The sequence below is a fragment of the Dactylosporangium darangshiense genome, from assembly GCF_039537565.1.
Taxonomy (GTDB): Bacteria; Actinomycetota; Actinomycetes; order Mycobacteriales; family Micromonosporaceae; genus Dactylosporangium; species Dactylosporangium darangshiense.
On record NZ_BAABAT010000042.1, the window covers coordinates 21,717 to 36,917 of the forward strand.

At 71.7% G+C, this 15,201-nt stretch carries 17 protein-coding genes; 11 read left to right on the top strand and 6 right to left on the bottom strand.

Features of this window, described 5'->3' with window-relative positions; translation table 11 throughout:
* Positions 1-200 precede the first annotated feature (200 nt).
* From ABD901_RS45130 to ABD901_RS45160, 7 genes are all read left to right on the top strand, one after another.
* On the top strand, positions 201-1,448 hold the full coding sequence (locus tag ABD901_RS45130) for an ATP-grasp domain-containing protein (RefSeq protein ID WP_345137766.1): 1,248 nt from the start codon (positions 201-203) through the stop codon (positions 1,446-1,448).
* Positions 1,445-2,626, top strand: a complete 1,182-nt coding sequence (locus tag ABD901_RS45135) for an MFS transporter (protein WP_345137640.1) — start codon at positions 1,445-1,447, stop codon at positions 2,624-2,626. The genes ABD901_RS45130 and ABD901_RS45135 overlap by 4 nt, the downstream gene beginning before the upstream one ends.
* Positions 2,627-2,631: 5 nt before the next feature.
* Positions 2,632-3,834 (top strand): ATP-grasp domain-containing protein, encoded by a 1,203-nt coding sequence (locus ABD901_RS45140; protein WP_345137641.1) that lies wholly within the window; start codon positions 2,632-2,634, stop codon positions 3,832-3,834.
* Positions 3,834-5,111 carry an ATP-grasp domain-containing protein gene (locus tag ABD901_RS45145; protein ID WP_345137642.1) on the top strand — a complete coding sequence of 426 codons (1,278 nt, stop codon included), beginning with the start codon at positions 3,834-3,836 and terminating at the stop codon, positions 5,109-5,111. The genes ABD901_RS45140 and ABD901_RS45145 overlap by 1 nt, the downstream gene beginning before the upstream one ends.
* 107 nt (positions 5,112-5,218) lie before the next feature.
* On the top strand, positions 5,219-6,079 hold the full coding sequence (locus ABD901_RS45150) for an isocitrate lyase/phosphoenolpyruvate mutase family protein (protein WP_345137768.1): 861 nt from the start codon (positions 5,219-5,221) through the stop codon (positions 6,077-6,079).
* A gap of 27 nt (positions 6,080-6,106) precedes the next feature.
* The gene (locus ABD901_RS45155) at positions 6,107-6,595 is read left to right on the top strand and encodes a hypothetical protein (protein WP_345137644.1); all 489 of its coding nucleotides are present in this window, start codon (positions 6,107-6,109) and stop codon (positions 6,593-6,595) included.
* On the top strand, positions 6,592-7,155 hold the full coding sequence (locus tag ABD901_RS45160) for a thiamine pyrophosphate-dependent enzyme (protein ID WP_345137646.1): 564 nt from the start codon (positions 6,592-6,594) through the stop codon (positions 7,153-7,155). The genes ABD901_RS45155 and ABD901_RS45160 overlap by 4 nt, the downstream gene beginning before the upstream one ends.
* Here ABD901_RS45160 and ABD901_RS45165 read toward each other — a convergent pair.
* Genes ABD901_RS45165 through ABD901_RS45185 form a run of 5 tightly spaced genes read right to left on the bottom strand, consistent with a single transcriptional unit; the run spans position 7,138 to position 10,780 of the window.
* Positions 7,138-7,791 (bottom strand): hypothetical protein, encoded by a 654-nt coding sequence (locus ABD901_RS45165; protein WP_345137650.1) that lies wholly within the window; start codon positions 7,789-7,791, stop codon positions 7,138-7,140. The two genes, ABD901_RS45160 and ABD901_RS45165, sit on opposite strands and share 18 nt — an antisense overlap.
* Positions 7,788-8,552: a hypothetical protein gene (locus tag ABD901_RS45170; RefSeq protein ID WP_345137652.1), complete on the bottom strand. Its 765-nt coding sequence runs from the start codon at positions 8,550-8,552 to the stop codon at positions 7,788-7,790. The genes ABD901_RS45165 and ABD901_RS45170 overlap by 4 nt, the downstream gene beginning before the upstream one ends.
* Positions 8,549-9,409, bottom strand: a complete 861-nt coding sequence (locus tag ABD901_RS45175) for an ABC transporter ATP-binding protein (protein ID WP_345137653.1) — start codon at positions 9,407-9,409, stop codon at positions 8,549-8,551. The genes ABD901_RS45170 and ABD901_RS45175 overlap by 4 nt, the downstream gene beginning before the upstream one ends.
* On the bottom strand, positions 9,406-10,227 hold the full coding sequence (locus ABD901_RS45180) for a hypothetical protein (protein ID WP_345137655.1): 822 nt from the start codon (positions 10,225-10,227) through the stop codon (positions 9,406-9,408). Before ABD901_RS45180 ends, ABD901_RS45175 begins: the two co-directional genes overlap by 4 nt.
* A 13-nt stretch (positions 10,228-10,240) precedes the next feature.
* Positions 10,241-10,780 (bottom strand): RNA polymerase sigma factor, encoded by a 540-nt coding sequence (locus tag ABD901_RS45185; protein WP_345137657.1) that lies wholly within the window; start codon positions 10,778-10,780, stop codon positions 10,241-10,243.
* Between the two features lie 177 nt (positions 10,781-10,957).
* Here ABD901_RS45185 and ABD901_RS45190 point away from each other — a divergent pair, with 177 nt between their 5' ends.
* From ABD901_RS45190 to ABD901_RS45200, 3 genes are all read left to right on the top strand, one after another.
* Positions 10,958-12,238 carry a carbohydrate binding domain-containing protein gene (locus ABD901_RS45190; RefSeq protein WP_345137658.1) on the top strand — a complete coding sequence of 427 codons (1,281 nt, stop codon included), beginning with the start codon at positions 10,958-10,960 and terminating at the stop codon, positions 12,236-12,238.
* Positions 12,239-12,311: 73 nt separating this feature from the next.
* Positions 12,312-13,058 (top strand): class I SAM-dependent DNA methyltransferase, encoded by a 747-nt coding sequence (locus tag ABD901_RS45195; protein ID WP_345137659.1) that lies wholly within the window; start codon positions 12,312-12,314, stop codon positions 13,056-13,058.
* 132 nt (positions 13,059-13,190) lie between these two features.
* On the top strand, positions 13,191-13,592 hold the full coding sequence (locus ABD901_RS45200; RefSeq protein WP_345137661.1) for an LppU/SCO3897 family protein: 402 nt from the start codon (positions 13,191-13,193) through the stop codon (positions 13,590-13,592).
* 54 nt (positions 13,593-13,646) lie between these two features.
* Here ABD901_RS45200 and ABD901_RS45205 read toward each other — a convergent pair whose 3' ends face one another.
* Positions 13,647-14,276, bottom strand: coding sequence for a TetR/AcrR family transcriptional regulator (locus tag ABD901_RS45205; RefSeq protein WP_345137663.1), 630 nt, complete (start codon positions 14,274-14,276; stop codon positions 13,647-13,649).
* A gap of 58 nt (positions 14,277-14,334) precedes the next feature.
* Here ABD901_RS45205 and ABD901_RS45210 point away from each other — a divergent pair, with 58 nt between their 5' ends.
* Entirely contained in the window at positions 14,335-15,081 is a 747-nt protein-coding gene (locus tag ABD901_RS45210; RefSeq protein WP_345137665.1) for a hemerythrin domain-containing protein, read from the top strand.
* Positions 15,082-15,201: the final 120 nt, after the last annotated feature.

Sequence of the window (15,201 nt, forward strand, 5' to 3'; positions counted from 1 at the left end):
GTGATGGTGGCTGTGGCCATGACGATCCAATCAACCAATCAATCAATCAAATGGACGGGGTTCGCGCGGAAATGCGCGACGGACCCGAATGTATGCCGGTTCACCCGCCGCTGTGTATCGACCGAAAGACATCTTGAGATCAATGTCGGCCTATGGTTCCGTGAGGGCCGATCCGCAGCGATGAGGGAGTCGTGAATGTGATGCGCGCCGGGGCGACGCACGCGCTGGTGGGGTTCAGCAAGGGTCTGGTTGCCGAACTGGACCGGCTGCTGCCCGCCGCCTCGCTCGTCGTGCTCGAGGAGGCCGACGTCATCGCGGCCCGCGACGTGCGGCGCCGGTTGGCGCCGTTTCGCTGTGTCGCCGCGCTGCTGGAAATGCCCATCCACGACGAGGTGGACACCACGAGCCTGCTGCACGCGGTCGGCGGACCCGGTGACGTCAGGGTCGTTCTGCCCGCGGTCGAGTACGGCGTGGTAGCCGCCGCCGCACTCGCCGAGGCGTGGCAGCTGCGCGGTGCGGGTACCGGGGCGGCCCGGATCCTTCGCGACAAGGAGGCACTGCGCCGCCACGCCGGCACCGTCGGTCTTCCGCAGCCGCGCTGGCGGGTCGCCGCCGGGCCGGCCGATGTCGCCGCGTTCCGCGCAGCGCACGGCCGCTGCGTTCTCAAGCCGACCGGTCGCCAGGCGAGCCTGGGCGTGCGGGTCGTGTCGGAGCACGACGATGTGGCGGCCGCGTGGTCGCAGAGCGCCTGCGTCGACGAGTCGCGCATGCGCGCGCGTCGCACCCCGCCCGTGCGCTACCTGGTCGAGGAGTACCTCGAAGGTCCCGAGGTCAGCGTGGAATGCCTGGTCGACGACGGCACCGTCCGGTTCGTCAACGTCACCGCCAAGGTCGTCCACAATGGACCGTGGCCGGTGGAGCTCGGCCACGTGGTGCCGGCCGCGCTACCGGTGGCCGTCACCGCGGCCGTCGTCGAGCTCACGACGCGCCTGGCCGCCACCGTCGGGTTCGGCAGCGGAGTCCTGCACGCCGAGTGGATCCTCGTGGACGGCGTCGACCCGCACCTGGTCGAGTGCGCCGCCCGGCTGCCCGGCGACAGCATCGACGAGCTCATCGACCTGGCCTACGGCGGATCGATCACCGCCGATCTGGTGGGACTGCTCGGCGGTGCCGGCGTCGCCGATCGGAGCGCACCGTCCCGCAGCGCCGCGATCCGGTTCCTGACCTGCCCGCCGGGCGTCGTCGCGGACGTGAGCGGCATCGACATCGCCGAGCGCTCCGAGGGCGTACACCAGGTCGCCGTGACCGCCACCCCGGGGAGCACCGTCGCGCCGCTGACCAGTTCCTGGGACCGCATCGGCCACGTCATCGCCACGGGACCCACCGGCCCGGACGCCGAGGAGCGAGCCGCGCGCGCCGCCGCACTGATCGCAGTCAGCACAAGATGAGCCCTCGTCGCGCGCTCGGGGTCGTCGCGCTGGCCGACTCCGCCGGCACCGGGCTGTACCTGGCCGGATCGACGGTGTTCCTGATCCGGGCCGCGGGGTTGAGCACCGCGGCGATCGGGATCGGTCTCGCCGTTTCCGGCACAGCCGGCCTGCTCGCGTCCGTACCGTTGGGCACCCTCACCGACCGCTGGGGTGCCCGGCGGATGCTCGTCGGCGTACAGGCATGGCGGGCCGTGTGGTTCACGGCACTCGCCTTCGTCGACGGCGCGACGACCTTCGTCCTGGTGTCGTTGTTGCTTGGCGTGGTGGAGCGCACGGCGTCGCCGGCCACCCAGGCGGTCGTGGCGGCTGCGGTACCAGGGCCGGATCGCACCCGCACGATGGCGCTGATGCGTTCGGTGCGCAACGCCGGCTTCTCGCTGGGTGCTCTGGCGGCCGCGCCGCTGCTCGCCGCGCACTCGGTCGCCGCGTACCGCACCGTCATCCTCGCCGACGCCGCGTCCTTCGCCGTGGTGGTCCTCCTGCTGGCGCGGCTGCGCGTCGACACCGCCCCGTCGCCGGTGCGCCGCGGCCCTCTCACGTTCCTCGCCGACTTCCGGGACTGGCGCTACCTGCGGCTGGCCGGGCTCAACGGCATGCTGTACCTGCACACGACGATCCTGACGGTGGCGCTGCCGATGTGGGCACTGCTGGCCACCCCGGCGCCGGTTGCCGTGGTACCACTCCTGGTCGGTCTCAACACCGTGCTGACCGTCGCGTTCCAGGTGCCGTTCAGCTCCGGTGTGGACAGCGTCGCGGGGACGACTCGCGCGTTCCGCCGCGCCGGCCTCGCGCTGGTCGGGTGCTGTGCGGCGTTCGCCGCGGCCGCCCACGTGGGGCGCACCGCGTCGGTCGCGCTGCTGGTCCTCGGAACGGTCCTGCTCACCGCGGGCGAGCTGTGGCAGTCGGCCGCGGCCTGGGAGGCGTCGTACCGGTACGCTCCGGAGTACCGCAAGGCGGAGTACCTCGCCGTGTTCGGGCTCGGCCCCGCGGCGCAGGAGATCGTGGGGCCGCCGCTGGTCACGCTCGTGGTGGTGGGCCTGGCCGCGCCCGGCTGGGTGGTGCTGGCCGGGCTGCTGGTTGCGGTGGTGCCCCTCGCGCCCCGCGCGGTCGGCGATCTGGCGCTACAGGAGGGGTGATCCCGGTGCACGTGGTGGTGTTGCAGCGGCCCGGCTCGGCGGCACCGTGCGACCGCTGGATCCTGCAGGAGGCACCGGGGGCGCGTGTCACGGTCGTCAGCTCGCGCGGCACCGTCCGCCCGGACTCCGACCTCGGGCCGGGCGTGCGCCGGGTCCTGGTCGACGACTACGACTCCGACGCCGTGCTCGGCGAGCTGTTCCGGATCTGCGGCGAGGACCGGCCGGACCGGCTGTTCGCCAACTCCGAGGACGACGTCCTGCGGGCGGCCGAGGTCCGGACCCTGTTCGACATCGAGGGCCAGCGGTCCGCCTCCGCCCTGGCGTTCCGCGACAAGGTCGCCATGAAGGCGCTGTTCGCCGGCCTGGCCACGCCCGCGGTGCCGTACCGAACCGTGGGCTGCCTCGAGGACGTCTTCGCCGCACGGCGGGAGTTCGGTGCGGTCGTGGTGAAGCCGCGGGACGGCGCAGGAGCCGTCCAGGTGCGCGTGTTCCACGACGACGACGAGCTACGGCGCACCTGCGTCGCCGACCCCGCCTGGGTCACGAGCGTCCACACCGGACGGCTCATGGCGGAGCGGTACGTGGCCGGCTCGGTGTACCACGTCGACGTCGTGGTGGACGGCTCGGCCGCCCTGCTCGTGTCCGCGTCGCGGTACAGCTGCCCGCCGCACCGGTACGCCACCGACAACTCCGGGTCGATCATGCTGGACGACTCGTCACCGGCGCGCAGGCTGCTGACCGGCGCGGCACGGCAGTTCGTGCGGCGGCTGCCGGCCGGCCACGGCGTCAGCATCCTGCACCTGGAGTTCCTCGCGGACTCCTCGGGCCGGTTCTTCGCCGGCGAGGTGGCCTGCCGCAGTGGCGGAGCAATGATCAGGAACAGCATCCGGTACACCTACGGCGTCGACACGTCACGACTGGCGTGCCTCATCGCCGTCGGGTTGTGGCGGGACACTCGCGAGCTGACGCCCGTGGCCGCCCGCACCGGTTGGCTGTTGTGGACCGGCGGCCGGCGCTTGGCGGCACCGGCGGACCATCCGGACTGGCTGGTCGAGCATGTGGTGAGCGACCGGTCCGGCACGGCGACCAGCGCGGTCGACGGCAAGGCGGCCTTCCTCGTCCGCGGCGCGAACGAGGAGGAGATCGCCCGGCGGTTCGCCGCGCTGTCGGCCGGTGATCCGGTCGGCGTACCGCGGGGCGCGGGCTGATGGCACCGGGACCGACCCGCGATGCGCCCCGGGTCCTGCTGGTCAACTCGGGGAAGACCGAGGCGGTCGACCGTCTGCGCGCCGTCGCGCCGGACGCCGAGCTGGACGTCATCACCGAGGCGGCGTATGCCGTGCAGTACTCCGCCGACGTCCGGCTGCACTTCGTGACCGACATCGGCGACCTGTCGGCGGTCCAGCGCACGGCACTGGCGTTGCAGGCCGCCGCGCCGACCGACTACGTGGTCGCGCCGTCGGAGCGCAGCCAGCAGGCCGGCGGCTACCTGCGGTCGTTCCTCGGGCTGCCGGGGATACCCTTCGACACGGCGAACCTGTTCTCCAACAAACCGGTGATGAAGGCCGCCCTGGCCGCGCAGGGAATCGCGGTGGCGCCCTACCGCGTCGTGGCGGACCTGTCCGCAGTTCCCGCCGCGGCGGCCGGCGTGGGCTGGCCCGTCGTGGTCAAGCCCGCGCTGGGAACCGGGTCGATGAACACGTTCGCGGCACCGTCGCCGGCCGCGTGGGCGGCCATCCGGGACTCGGCCGCCTGCGACGGGCTCCGGCACGCGAACTGCCCGCTGGTGGTCGAACGGTTCGTCGACATGGAGGGTGAGTACCACTGCGACGGCGTCGTCCACAATGGACGCGTCGAGTTCGCCGCCGCGTCGCGGTACTTCATGCCACTGCTGGGCAACATCGACGCCTTCACGGGCTCCTACCTGCTGCCCGACCGGCATCCCGACGCCCAGCCGATCGTCGCGCTGCACGAGCGCGTCGTGCGCGCGCTCGGACTGCGGACCGGCGTCACCCACCTCGAGCTGTTCAAGACCGCCGACGGCTTCCTGGTGGGCGAGATCGCCTGCCGGCCCGCGGGTGGCGGCATCGTCGAGGCGATCGAGATGCAGTACGGGGTGGACCTGTGGCGGGTCTTCATGGAGACCGCCCTCGGCCGGGACCCGTCGGTGCCGGCGCCGGTCCGCCGGTTGCGCGACGACATCATCGTCAACTGTGACCTGCCGGTGCGCCCCGGCCGGGTGGTCCGGATCTCCGGTCCGGATGAGCTGGCGCGGGTGCCGGACGTCGTGCGGCTGTCGATGACCGTCGGACCGGGCGACGTCATCGGCACCCGCCTGCACTCGGCGTCGACCACCGGCCTGGTGTACCTCGCGGTCGCCGACGAGGACCTGGTGCACAAACGGGTTCAGGAACTGGCGCAGGCGTACGTCCTCGACGTGGAACCGACCAGCGCGTGCTCGGGCACGCCTGAGTGGCCGGATTGATTGTCATTGATTGTCTTCCGGTCGCGCGAGGCCGAGAACCGGGCCGTCGCTTGTAGAGTCCGCCGTATGTTCAGCGGAGAAGCGTGGACCTCGGGACGGGACCGATGATGGCAGCTGAGTATCAGGCGCGCCGGCAGAGGCTGCTGCCGCCGGAGGAACCGTCTGCACCGGTGTTGCTGGTCGGGACGCACAACGCGGTGGCTGCCCGGATAGCCGAGGAGGCGGGCTTCGACGGCTGCTGGGTCAGCAGCCTGGAGATCTCGGCGACCAAGGGCATCCCGGACCGCAACCTGCTCGGCGCCAAGGAGATGATCGACGTCGCGCAGACGATCCGGTCCGCGACCACGCTGCCGGTCGTCGTGGACTGCGACAACGGGTACGGCACCGACCTTGCCGCCGCCCGGGTCGCGCGGGAGCTCCACCTCAGCGGCGTCACCGGCATGTGCATCGAGGACAGCGCCTTCCCGAAGCGCAACAGCCTCATCAAGTCCGTCGACCGATCGCTGGAGAGCCGCGAGGCCTTCGCGGGCCGGGTGGCACGGGCCCGAGCGGCCACCGGCGACGACTTCGTGATCGTCGCGCGGACCGAAGCGCTGATCGCCGGGCTCCCGCTCGACGACGCGATCGACCGGGCACAGTCGTACGCGGAGGCCGGCGCGGACATCGTCGTCGTGCATTCGAACGGGGGCGAGGTCGACGACCTGTGGGAGATCGCCAAGAAGTGGACCGGCCCGGCCCGGTTGGCGTCGATCCCGACCGCCTACACCGACGTCACCCTCGACGAGCTCGGGCACGCCGGATACGGCATGGTGGTCTACGCCAACCACCTCCTGCGCGGTGCGCTCGCTACCATGACCCGGCTCGCCGCGCAGCTGCGGCGCGGCGGTCAGCTGTCGGCGTTGACCGGTCTCGCCCCGATCCAGGAGGTCCTGCGCCTGTCGGGTGAGCCGGGCGTCGCGGCAGCCTGAAGACGCCGCGAGAGACCGGGACCGCGCATGGTTACGAGGGTCGCGCTGCACGAGTTGCCGGTGGCGCTGGGACTCGATGTTGCCGTCGGCGTGCCGGACTCCCACCTTGCGGGGCTCATGGCCGCGGTGGGATCCTCGATGCCGGTATACACGGCCCCCCGCGAGGACGCCGCGGTGGGAGTCGCATGTGGACTCGCGCTCGGCGGGCGGAACCCGTTCGTGTACCTGAAGAACGCCGGACTCTTCACGTGCGGCGACGCCCTGCTCTCGCTGGCGCGGGACATCGGCGTCGCCATGTTCCTCGTGGTCGGCTGGGCGGGAACCGGGGACGACCGGCTGGGCCATCACGTCGTCACCGGTGAACGGACGGTCCAGTTCATGCTCACGCTGGGCATCTCGTACCGGATCGTCGAGCCGGACGCGAAGGTCGACCTCACCGCCATGCGCCGGTGGTACGACGACTGCGTCGCGGCCGGCCGGCACCGTGCCCTCCTCGTCCGGCCGGGCCACGCATGATGCAGCGCAGCGAGATCGCCGCGCGGATCGTGACCTGTGCGCGCGCCCGCGGCTGGCCCCTGTTCGTGGGCAACGGCTACCTCACCCGCGAGGTGATGGCCATGGTGGACCCGGGCGAGGCCCTGGCGCTGCCGCTGCAGGGCGGCATGGGTCTGGCCGGCGCGGTCGCGGCCGGGTTCGTGCTCGCGGGTGCGTCGTCCCGGGCGGTTGTCCTGGAGGGCGACGGCAACCACCTCATGGGGTGGTCGTGCGCGCAGTTCATCGCCTTCCAGCAGCTGCCCGTCATCCACGTGGTGAGCGCCAACGGCGTGTACGCGAGCACCGGCGGCCAGACGGTTCCCCGGCGGGGCGGGCTGCAGGACGTGTCCGCCTGCGCCGCGGCGCTCGGCTACGGGCGGGGGTTCGCCGTCGAGTCCGCGGAGGAGCTCGAGGACGCCCTCGCCGCCGCGGCGGACCTGGCGCTGCCGGCACTGGTGTACGTCGCGGAGGACCCGGGCAGCGCGGCGCCCCGGCGCAGCCCGGAGACCAGCGCGAGGTACGCCTCAGCGTTGCGGACGTGAAACGCCGCGCCGGCCGGACCGGGCGGCCGGGTCGCGCATCCCGGCCAGGAGCACACAGGCCGCGCCGGCCAGGACGCCCGACCATCGCAGGTGCGCCGCAGTCCATTGTGGACCCGGCCCGACCAGCATCGGCGCCCGCGATATCGACCCCGCCAGCAACAGCAACGCCAGGAGCGCGGGGGTGGTGATCATGCCGGGATGCTCGACTCCGAAGCGACGCCCCCAGACTGCGACGGTCCAGGCCACGGCGAGCACGGCGGCGAGCTCGACGGTGAGGCCGAGGCCGAGCGCCCACCGGTCGCCGGCCGGTGCCGAGGGCAGGAGGTAGGCCAGCATTGAGGTCCATAGTGGGGTGACGATGGCCGCGGCACAGCCGATTCGCAGCCAGAGCCGGCGGCCCGGGCCGTACGGGCTGGCCTGCAGCGTGACCGCCGCGCCGTCGTCGAGCACGTACCCGCTGCCGAGCGCCAGCAGCAGGCCCAGCATCCGCAGGTCTCCGGCGACGTCGTGGGTGCCGCCGCGGCGGGCCGCCAGCAACACCACGACGGCGGCGACGCCGGGTCCGAACGGGGCCAGGCGCAGGCTGCGCACCAGGTGCCCGCTGCGGACGAGCTCCCACGCCACGGGTGGTGTCATGACAGCTGGAGCCAGCCGAGGGCGAGGGTGGCGGCCACGACCGGCACACCGACGAGGGCCAGCCGTGTCCACTGTGTGCGATCACGGTAGACGGCGGCCACGGTGGCGCAGGCGCAGAGGCCGAACAGGTACGCGGCGTGCAGCCACGGTTCGCCCGGCACCGGTCGTTGGCCCTCGAAGGTGGTCCCGGTCGACCACCACATCCACCAGATGCCGGAGTCGAACCGCCGGAACAGGACCAGAGCGCCGAGGGTCGCGGCGACGAAGGTGATCAGCACGCCGCCCGTGAAGGGCAGCCAGCGGGCGGCGAGGACGCCGAGCAGCCCGGCACCGGCGAGGACGAACGGAAGCTGGGCGAGCTCGCCGGCGCTCTGCAGCTGGTCGGGCGGGATGTCGTTGACGCCGTCGATGAGCGCCATGGCACCCACCGCGACGGCGCCGACTCCGGCCAGTGGGAGCGCGACACCCAGGCTCATCGCCCAGGTCCGGCGCGTGTCCGAGGTCGGCGTGGCCGCCAGCATCTCCTCGGCCCGGCTGCGGCGGGCGCTGCTGGCGATCAGGTTCGCCGCGAAGAGGACGAATATGGGCCCGAAGAACGCGACGGCGGTGAAGATGGTGCCGTACCAGTAGCCGGCGTTCCGGCCGGCACTGGCCGAGTCAAGGGCGGCGGCCGCGACCACGATGACGGGTATCAGCCACAGCACGGGATGCCGGGCGAGCCGGCGGACCTCCCGGCCGATCAGTGGCGCCACAGCGGTCATGAGTGGGTGACCTCCAGCTCCGGTTCGCCCATGAGCAGGAGGTACGCGTCCTCCAGCGTGGGTGGGACGAGGTCCGCGCCGTCGGGCGGGTCGCCGACGTTGCGGTAGGTACCGTCGCCGGTGCGCCACGCCGCGAGTGCGGCGGGCGAGCGCTGCGCCTGCGTCCACACGCGGCCTGCGGCCTGTGCCGTCAGTTCTGCGGGGGTACCGGTGAATCGGGCCCGGCCCTGGTGGATCACGGCGATCCTGGTGCACAGGGCGGTGACGTCCTCGGTCTGGTGGCTGGACATGACCACCGTGCGCCCCTCGCCGGCGTGCGAGATCATCTCCCGGAACCGCAGCCGCTGCTCGGGATCGAGGCCGACCGTCGGCTCGTCGAGGACGAGCAGGTCGGGATCGCCCAGCAGGGCCTGGGCCAGCCCGACCCGCCGGCGCATCCCGCCGGAGAGGGCCCGGATCCGCTTGGCGCTGACGGACGCCAGCCCGGTCAGCGTGATGACCCGGCGGACTTCGTCATGCCGCGCCCGCCGGTCGGTCATCTCCTTCAGAATCGCCACGTAGTCGATGAACTCGAAGACCGTGAACCCCCGATGGAAACCGGCATCCTGCGGCAGGTAGCCCAGGCGTTCCCGGATGCGCTTGCGGTCCTCGGGACGCGACGGGTCACGGTCCAACAGGGTCACCGTGCCCCGGTCCGGCGCCAGGACGGTGGCGATGATCCGCAGCAGCGTCGTCTTACCCGCCCCGTTCGGTCCGAGCAGTCCGGTCACCCCCGGTCCGGCTTCGAGGTCGACGCCGTCCAGCGCCGCCGTACGACCGAAGGACTTGGTGACGCCCTGCACGCGCACTGTGATCATGCGTTTCTCCCCAGCTTGATCGTGACGGTGTTGCGGGCGGCGGCGAGCCAGAGGCTGCCGCCGATGGCCAGGGCGAGCCAGAAGACCTGGGCGCCGATGCCGAAGGCCAGGTCGAGGCGGCCGGTGATGGCGGTCGGGGCGGTCAGCAGTACCCACGCCGTGGCCACGACTCCGACCGCGACGACGGGTGTCATGCGGCTGGTCAGCGCCAGCGCGGCGCAGGTGAGCCCGGCGGTGGGCAAAAGCCAGGCGGCGGCCAGCCAGTTCGAGCCCGGCAGCGCGAGCCCGGCGACGGCCACGATCGGCGCCGTGACCGCCAGGACCGTGGCCGTACGGATCAGCAGCAGTCGCAGCCCCGAGTACGGCGCGGCCAGCCCGATCTCCCGGGTCGGATCAAGGCCGCCCGCGAAGGCCACCGCGACACCCGCCAGCGGCCCGAGCGGGGCGACGACGAGGAACATCCGCAGGAAGCGCTCATCGACCTGGGCCGCCCAGGCCGCGAGCGCGAGCACACCCGCGACCGCCAGCAACCACGGCCCCCGCAGCGTCGGTGTTGCGGCCACGAGGCGCGCCGTCGCTTCGCCGACGCCGAGCCGCACCAGCATCCGTTCGGGCCGGCTCCGCCGGGGTGCGTCGACCCGGTCGACCACTTCGTGCCAGATCGCCTCCGCCCGCCGGGCATCCACATGGGCCGAGATCACGCCCCGGCAGGCTGCGCACTTCATCAGGTGTGCCTCGGCGGACGCGGCCAGATACGGCGGGACAGCCCCCTGCGCGTACCGGCGGATCGCCTCCGGATCCAGGTGCCATTCGGTCATCGCAACCTCCCCCTCATGCCAGCCGCTGCCGCAACAGGGCACGGGCGCGCATCATCCGTGTCTTGACCGTGCCGGGCGGGATGCCCAGCAGCTGGGCGGCCTCCCGCGTCGTCAGCCCATCGAGGACCGTCGCCTGCACCACTGCCCGTAGCTCCGGTGACAGGCTCGCCAATGCCGCCCCCACGTCGCCGTACTGGACGGCGAGCAGCACGTGCTCCTCGGCCGACGTCTCGACGCCGGCGAACTCCATCAGCTCATCGGCCGGCGGCCGGCTACGCCGCAGCGCATCGACCAGGCGGCGGATGCCGATTCCCCAGATCCACGCGGCCACCTCGCCCCGGCGGTCCCATCGCCCGGCCGACCGCCAGACCGCCACGAACGTGTCCTGTACGACCTCGTCGACGAGCTCGGGCGACGAGCAACGCCGCCCGAGCCGCACCAGCAGCCATGGCAGGTGGCGCCGGTACAGCTCGCCGAACGCCTCCCTGTCGCCGTCGGCGATCGCGGCGAGGAGCTGGGAGTCCTCCCGCGGATCCGGTGGTCGCGTCAGCATGCTCGACCCTTCGTCACCCACGCCTTGTTCGTCGTGCCGAGCGGGGCGAACGGTTCACGAGGACGGCGTCGCCACGCAGGTCCGCGCTGCAGGCAGACCTGAGGGTCACCATAAATGGTCCTCAGAAACAGTTAACAAACCTTGACATTCGGACGAGCTAGCCATTCTCATCGATGTATGCGTAGGTGGAGAGGTCTGGCGATCGGCGCCGCGTGCGTGACGGTCGCCGTCGTGGCGATTTCCGCGATGGTGCTGCCGGCCAACGCCGGCGCGAACCCTGTCGGCGATCCGGGGTTCGAGTCCGGCCTGTCCGGGTGGTCGTGCAGCGGCACGACGAGCGCCGCGACGGGCACGGTCCATTCCGGGACCTACGCGCTGAAGGCGACGCCCAGCGCCGGCGACACGGCCCAGTGCACCCAATCCGTACCGGTCTCGCCGAACACGACCTACACGCTGACGGCGTGGGTGAACGGCAGTTACGTGTATGTCGGTGCCTCCGGCGCGAGCATCTGGACCCCGTCGACCGGTGGGACGTTCCAGCAGCTCACGACGTCCTTCACGACATCGTCCGCGACCACGAGCGTGACCGTGTTCGTGCACGGGTGGTACGGGCAGCCGACGTACTACGCCGATGACTTCGTGCTGACGGCCGGCACGACGGCGCCCCCCACTTCCACGCCGCCGGCCACTTCCACGCCGCCGCCGACCTCCGCTCCGGCCAGCCCGTCGCCGACGAAGAGCCCGTCGCCGACGAAGAGCCCGTCGCCGTCGCCGACCGGTGGCACGGGCCCCGGTGCGAGCCTCGCGGCCTGCCCGTTCTGGTCGACCGTCACCCCACCGGCGCGCGTCGTCGGGCCGAGCCACAACTCGACGAGCCAGGGGCCGCTGATCAGCCTGAGTGGCCGGCTTCCCGCACCGTCCACGGTGACCGGTGCGCTCAGCGGCTCGAGCGTGACGATCACCTTCAACCGGGTGACGGGCGCCGCGGCGTACCGGGTGTGGCGCAACAGCCAGTCGGTCGGCTGGGTCGACGACTGGGGCCAGGCGACGCTGTCCGTGACCGATACCGCACCGTGCCGCAACGCGCACTACACGGTCGCGGCGCTGCGCTCCGACGGGAGCGACGCCTCCACCGGAGCGCTGTCCCAGCCGTACGTGCTCGCCGACAGCGGGGCCGTCCAGCCGTACGCCATTCCCGCCGGAACCCAGTTCGAATACGAGATCACGTCGTATAACGACCTCGGCCAGACGGCGAGCGGCATCAACACGGCGCTGGGCATCTGCGCGGTCGACACCCGGTACATCCCGTGGGGGACCCGCTTCAGGGTGGACGGGTACGGGTACTGCTACGCGGCCGACATCGGCACCTGGATTCAGGGCCAGATCGTCGACGTGTGGCTCCCGGGCGCCGAGGCCGACCGCTGGGGCGTGCAGAAGCGAACGATCACCATCCAGTAGTGATCCAAGGCAATGCCGCGGGAAGCAACGGCGCCCCGCGCAGTGCTCGGCGGAGCCGCGGTAGGGTCCTGCGGTGATCGATCAAGATGGGTACTTCGGGGAACGGGTCGCGGCCAGGTACGACGAGTCGTCGGCGGACATGGCCGACCCGGCGGTGGTCGAGCCGGTGGTTGACACGCTCGTCGAGCTCGCCGACGGTGGCCGGGCGCTGGAGCTCGGCATCGGCACGGGGCGCATCGCGCTGCCGCTGGCCGCCCGCGGCGTCGCCGTGCAGGGCATCGACCTGTCGCGGGCCATGGTCGCCCGGCTGCGCGAGAAACCCGGCGGCGACGCTATCGGCGTGACGATCGGGGACTTCGCCACGACGCGGGTGGAGGGGGCCTTCTCCGTGGCGTACCTGGTCTTCAACACGATCATGAACCTGACGACGCAGGCGGCGCAGGTGGCCTGCTTCCGCAATGTCGCGGCGCACCTGCAGCCCGGCGGCCGGTTCGTCGTCGAGGTCATGATGCCGGACCTGCGCAGGCTCCCGCCCGGGCAGGATGTCGTGCCGTTCCACGTGAGCGAGACGCGGTGGGCCTACGACCTGTACGACGTCGCGACCCAGTCCATGAGCTCGAACTACGTCGAGGTCGTCAACGGCCGCGGCGGCTTCCGCTCGATCCCGTTTCGCTACGTCTGGCCCGCCGAGCTGGACCTGATGGCCCAGATGGCCGGCCTGCGCCTATGGGACCGGTGGGCGAACTGGCACCACGAGCCGTTCACGAGCGAGAGCACCCAGCACGTGTCCGTCTGGGAGAAGCCCGTCCTGCCGGATTGACGAACGTAGCCGTGCTGTGGCGGTCCGCGTAAGCGATCAACGTCACAAGCTGGGAAGCGAACTACCCCTCGACGAACCGGTTCCGACCCGGTAGCCATACCCGGTACACATTCAACGGGAGGCATTAACACCATGACCACACCCCAGCAGCAGCAGCCGCAGCCGCAGGAGCAGCCGCCCCTGCAGCAGCCCGTGGCGCCGCAGCCGGCCAAGAAGGGCATCAAGGTCCCGCGGCTGGTGATCTCGATTGTCGTCCTGATCGTGGTGGCCGGCGTCGGCTGGTTCCTCAGCCGCGACGACGCCCTGAACGCCAAGGTCGGCGACTGCCTGCACCAGAAGGGCGCGAACGATCTGGCGATCGTCAAGTGCGACAGCGCCGACGCGAACTTCAGCGTGCTCGGCCGGGTCGAGGACAAGACCGAGAGCGAGGTCAACGCGACCGACGTGTGCAACCAGTGGCGGGAGGCGACGGACACCTACTGGGAGGGCAAGTCGGGCCAGAAGGGCACGGTTCTCTGCCTGAAGGGCAAGTAAGACCCGGCGGTACCGCGGGCCGTCAGCCGGCCCGCGGTACCGGTGGGGCGGGTGTCATCGGAACAGTAGGCGGTCCATGCCGTCGATGAGCCAGTCGGCGTAATCGGTCAGTGACCATCCCCGGCCGAGCAGGAATGCGTCCGCCGTCTGCAGGCTGAGGGCCGCCCAGTAGATGTCCGTGGCCCGCTCGACCGTCAGCCCGGGCCGCAGCAGGTGCGAGCAGGACTCGATGATGGTCCGCGCGTCGCTGTGGCGGCGGCGTTCGTACTCCTGCCACGCCGCGGCGATCTCGGGATCACCGGGCGCCGCGTCGCGGAACGAGCGCAGGATCGGCCCGGCCGTCGGTAGCCAGTCCACCGTGATCCCGCGCAGCAGGCGGAGTTTCTCATCCTTGGCGCGCGCGTTCAGCATCTGCTGGAACCGGTCCCGTGCGAGCAGCGGCACGGCGTCGTCGTCGCCGGCGATGCTCCGGTCGACCGCGGCGAGCAGCAGCGCGGCCTTGCTGCCGTGCGCGAAGACGGTCTGCGCCGAGACACCCGCGTGTGCCGCGATGGCTTTCATGGTCGTCTCGGCGTATCCGAGCCGGGTGAAGCACTCCGCGGCGGCGGCGATCACGGCGCTTCGGGTCCGCTCGGCCTGCTGCGCCCGGATGTTCGAGTGATATGTCCGCTTTCGTTCGACCACTAATTGACTTTATCAGAGGTCAATTCATAGTACCGTGGCTCAAGCGAAAGGAGAGATCATGACAGCCACGATCCGCCCGGACGGTGCCCTCGGCGTCGAGCAGCTCGTCCTTCCCGGTCAGACGGCCGCACCCGCCGGCCCTGTCGACCCCGCGGGCATGTATCTGATGCACCACGCGTTCCGGCGCGACCTCGCCCTGTTCACCGTGGCCTCGGCCGCCACCCCGGCCGGGGACCGGGCGTGCTGGAAACGGCTCCAGCGCCGGTGGGCGCTGTTCTCACGCGCACTGCACAAGCACCACCACGGTGAGGACTCCGGGCTCTGGCCGCTGCTGCTGCAGCGCTCGGCCGGTGGCGAGGACGCCGCCGTACTGCGCGCGATGGCCGCCGAGCACGAGCACATCGACCCGCTGCTGCAGGCCTGCGGCGCCGGGTTCGCCGGACTGGCCGCCGAGACCACCGGCACCGCCGACGCGCGCGAGGTACTCGCCGGGCACGTCACCGAACTGCGCGACCGGCTCGAGGCCCACCTCGCCCACGAGGAACGTGACGCGATGGCGCTCGTCCAGGCCCACCTCACCCAGCACGACTGGGAGCGGCTCGACAAGGAGCACTTCGCGCCGCAGTACAGCCCCCGCGACGTCCCGGCAGTGCTCGCCTGGGTGATGCACGGCCTCCCGCCGCACGCCGTGCGGCGGATCCCGGGTGGTCCCGCCCTGCGCGCCGTCGGAGGGCTCCTCGTCCGGCGGTTCGCCCGCGCCGAGCGCCGCACCTTCCGCTACGTCGCGCCGGCGACCGGCGCATGAGCGGCTCTGATCACGTGGCAGGCAAGGATTGGACGGGATGATGCTCGGGCTTGTAGCCTGCGGTTGACCGAGACACCGCCCGAGGAGGTGAGACCCATGAACGCTGTATCGATGTGGGTG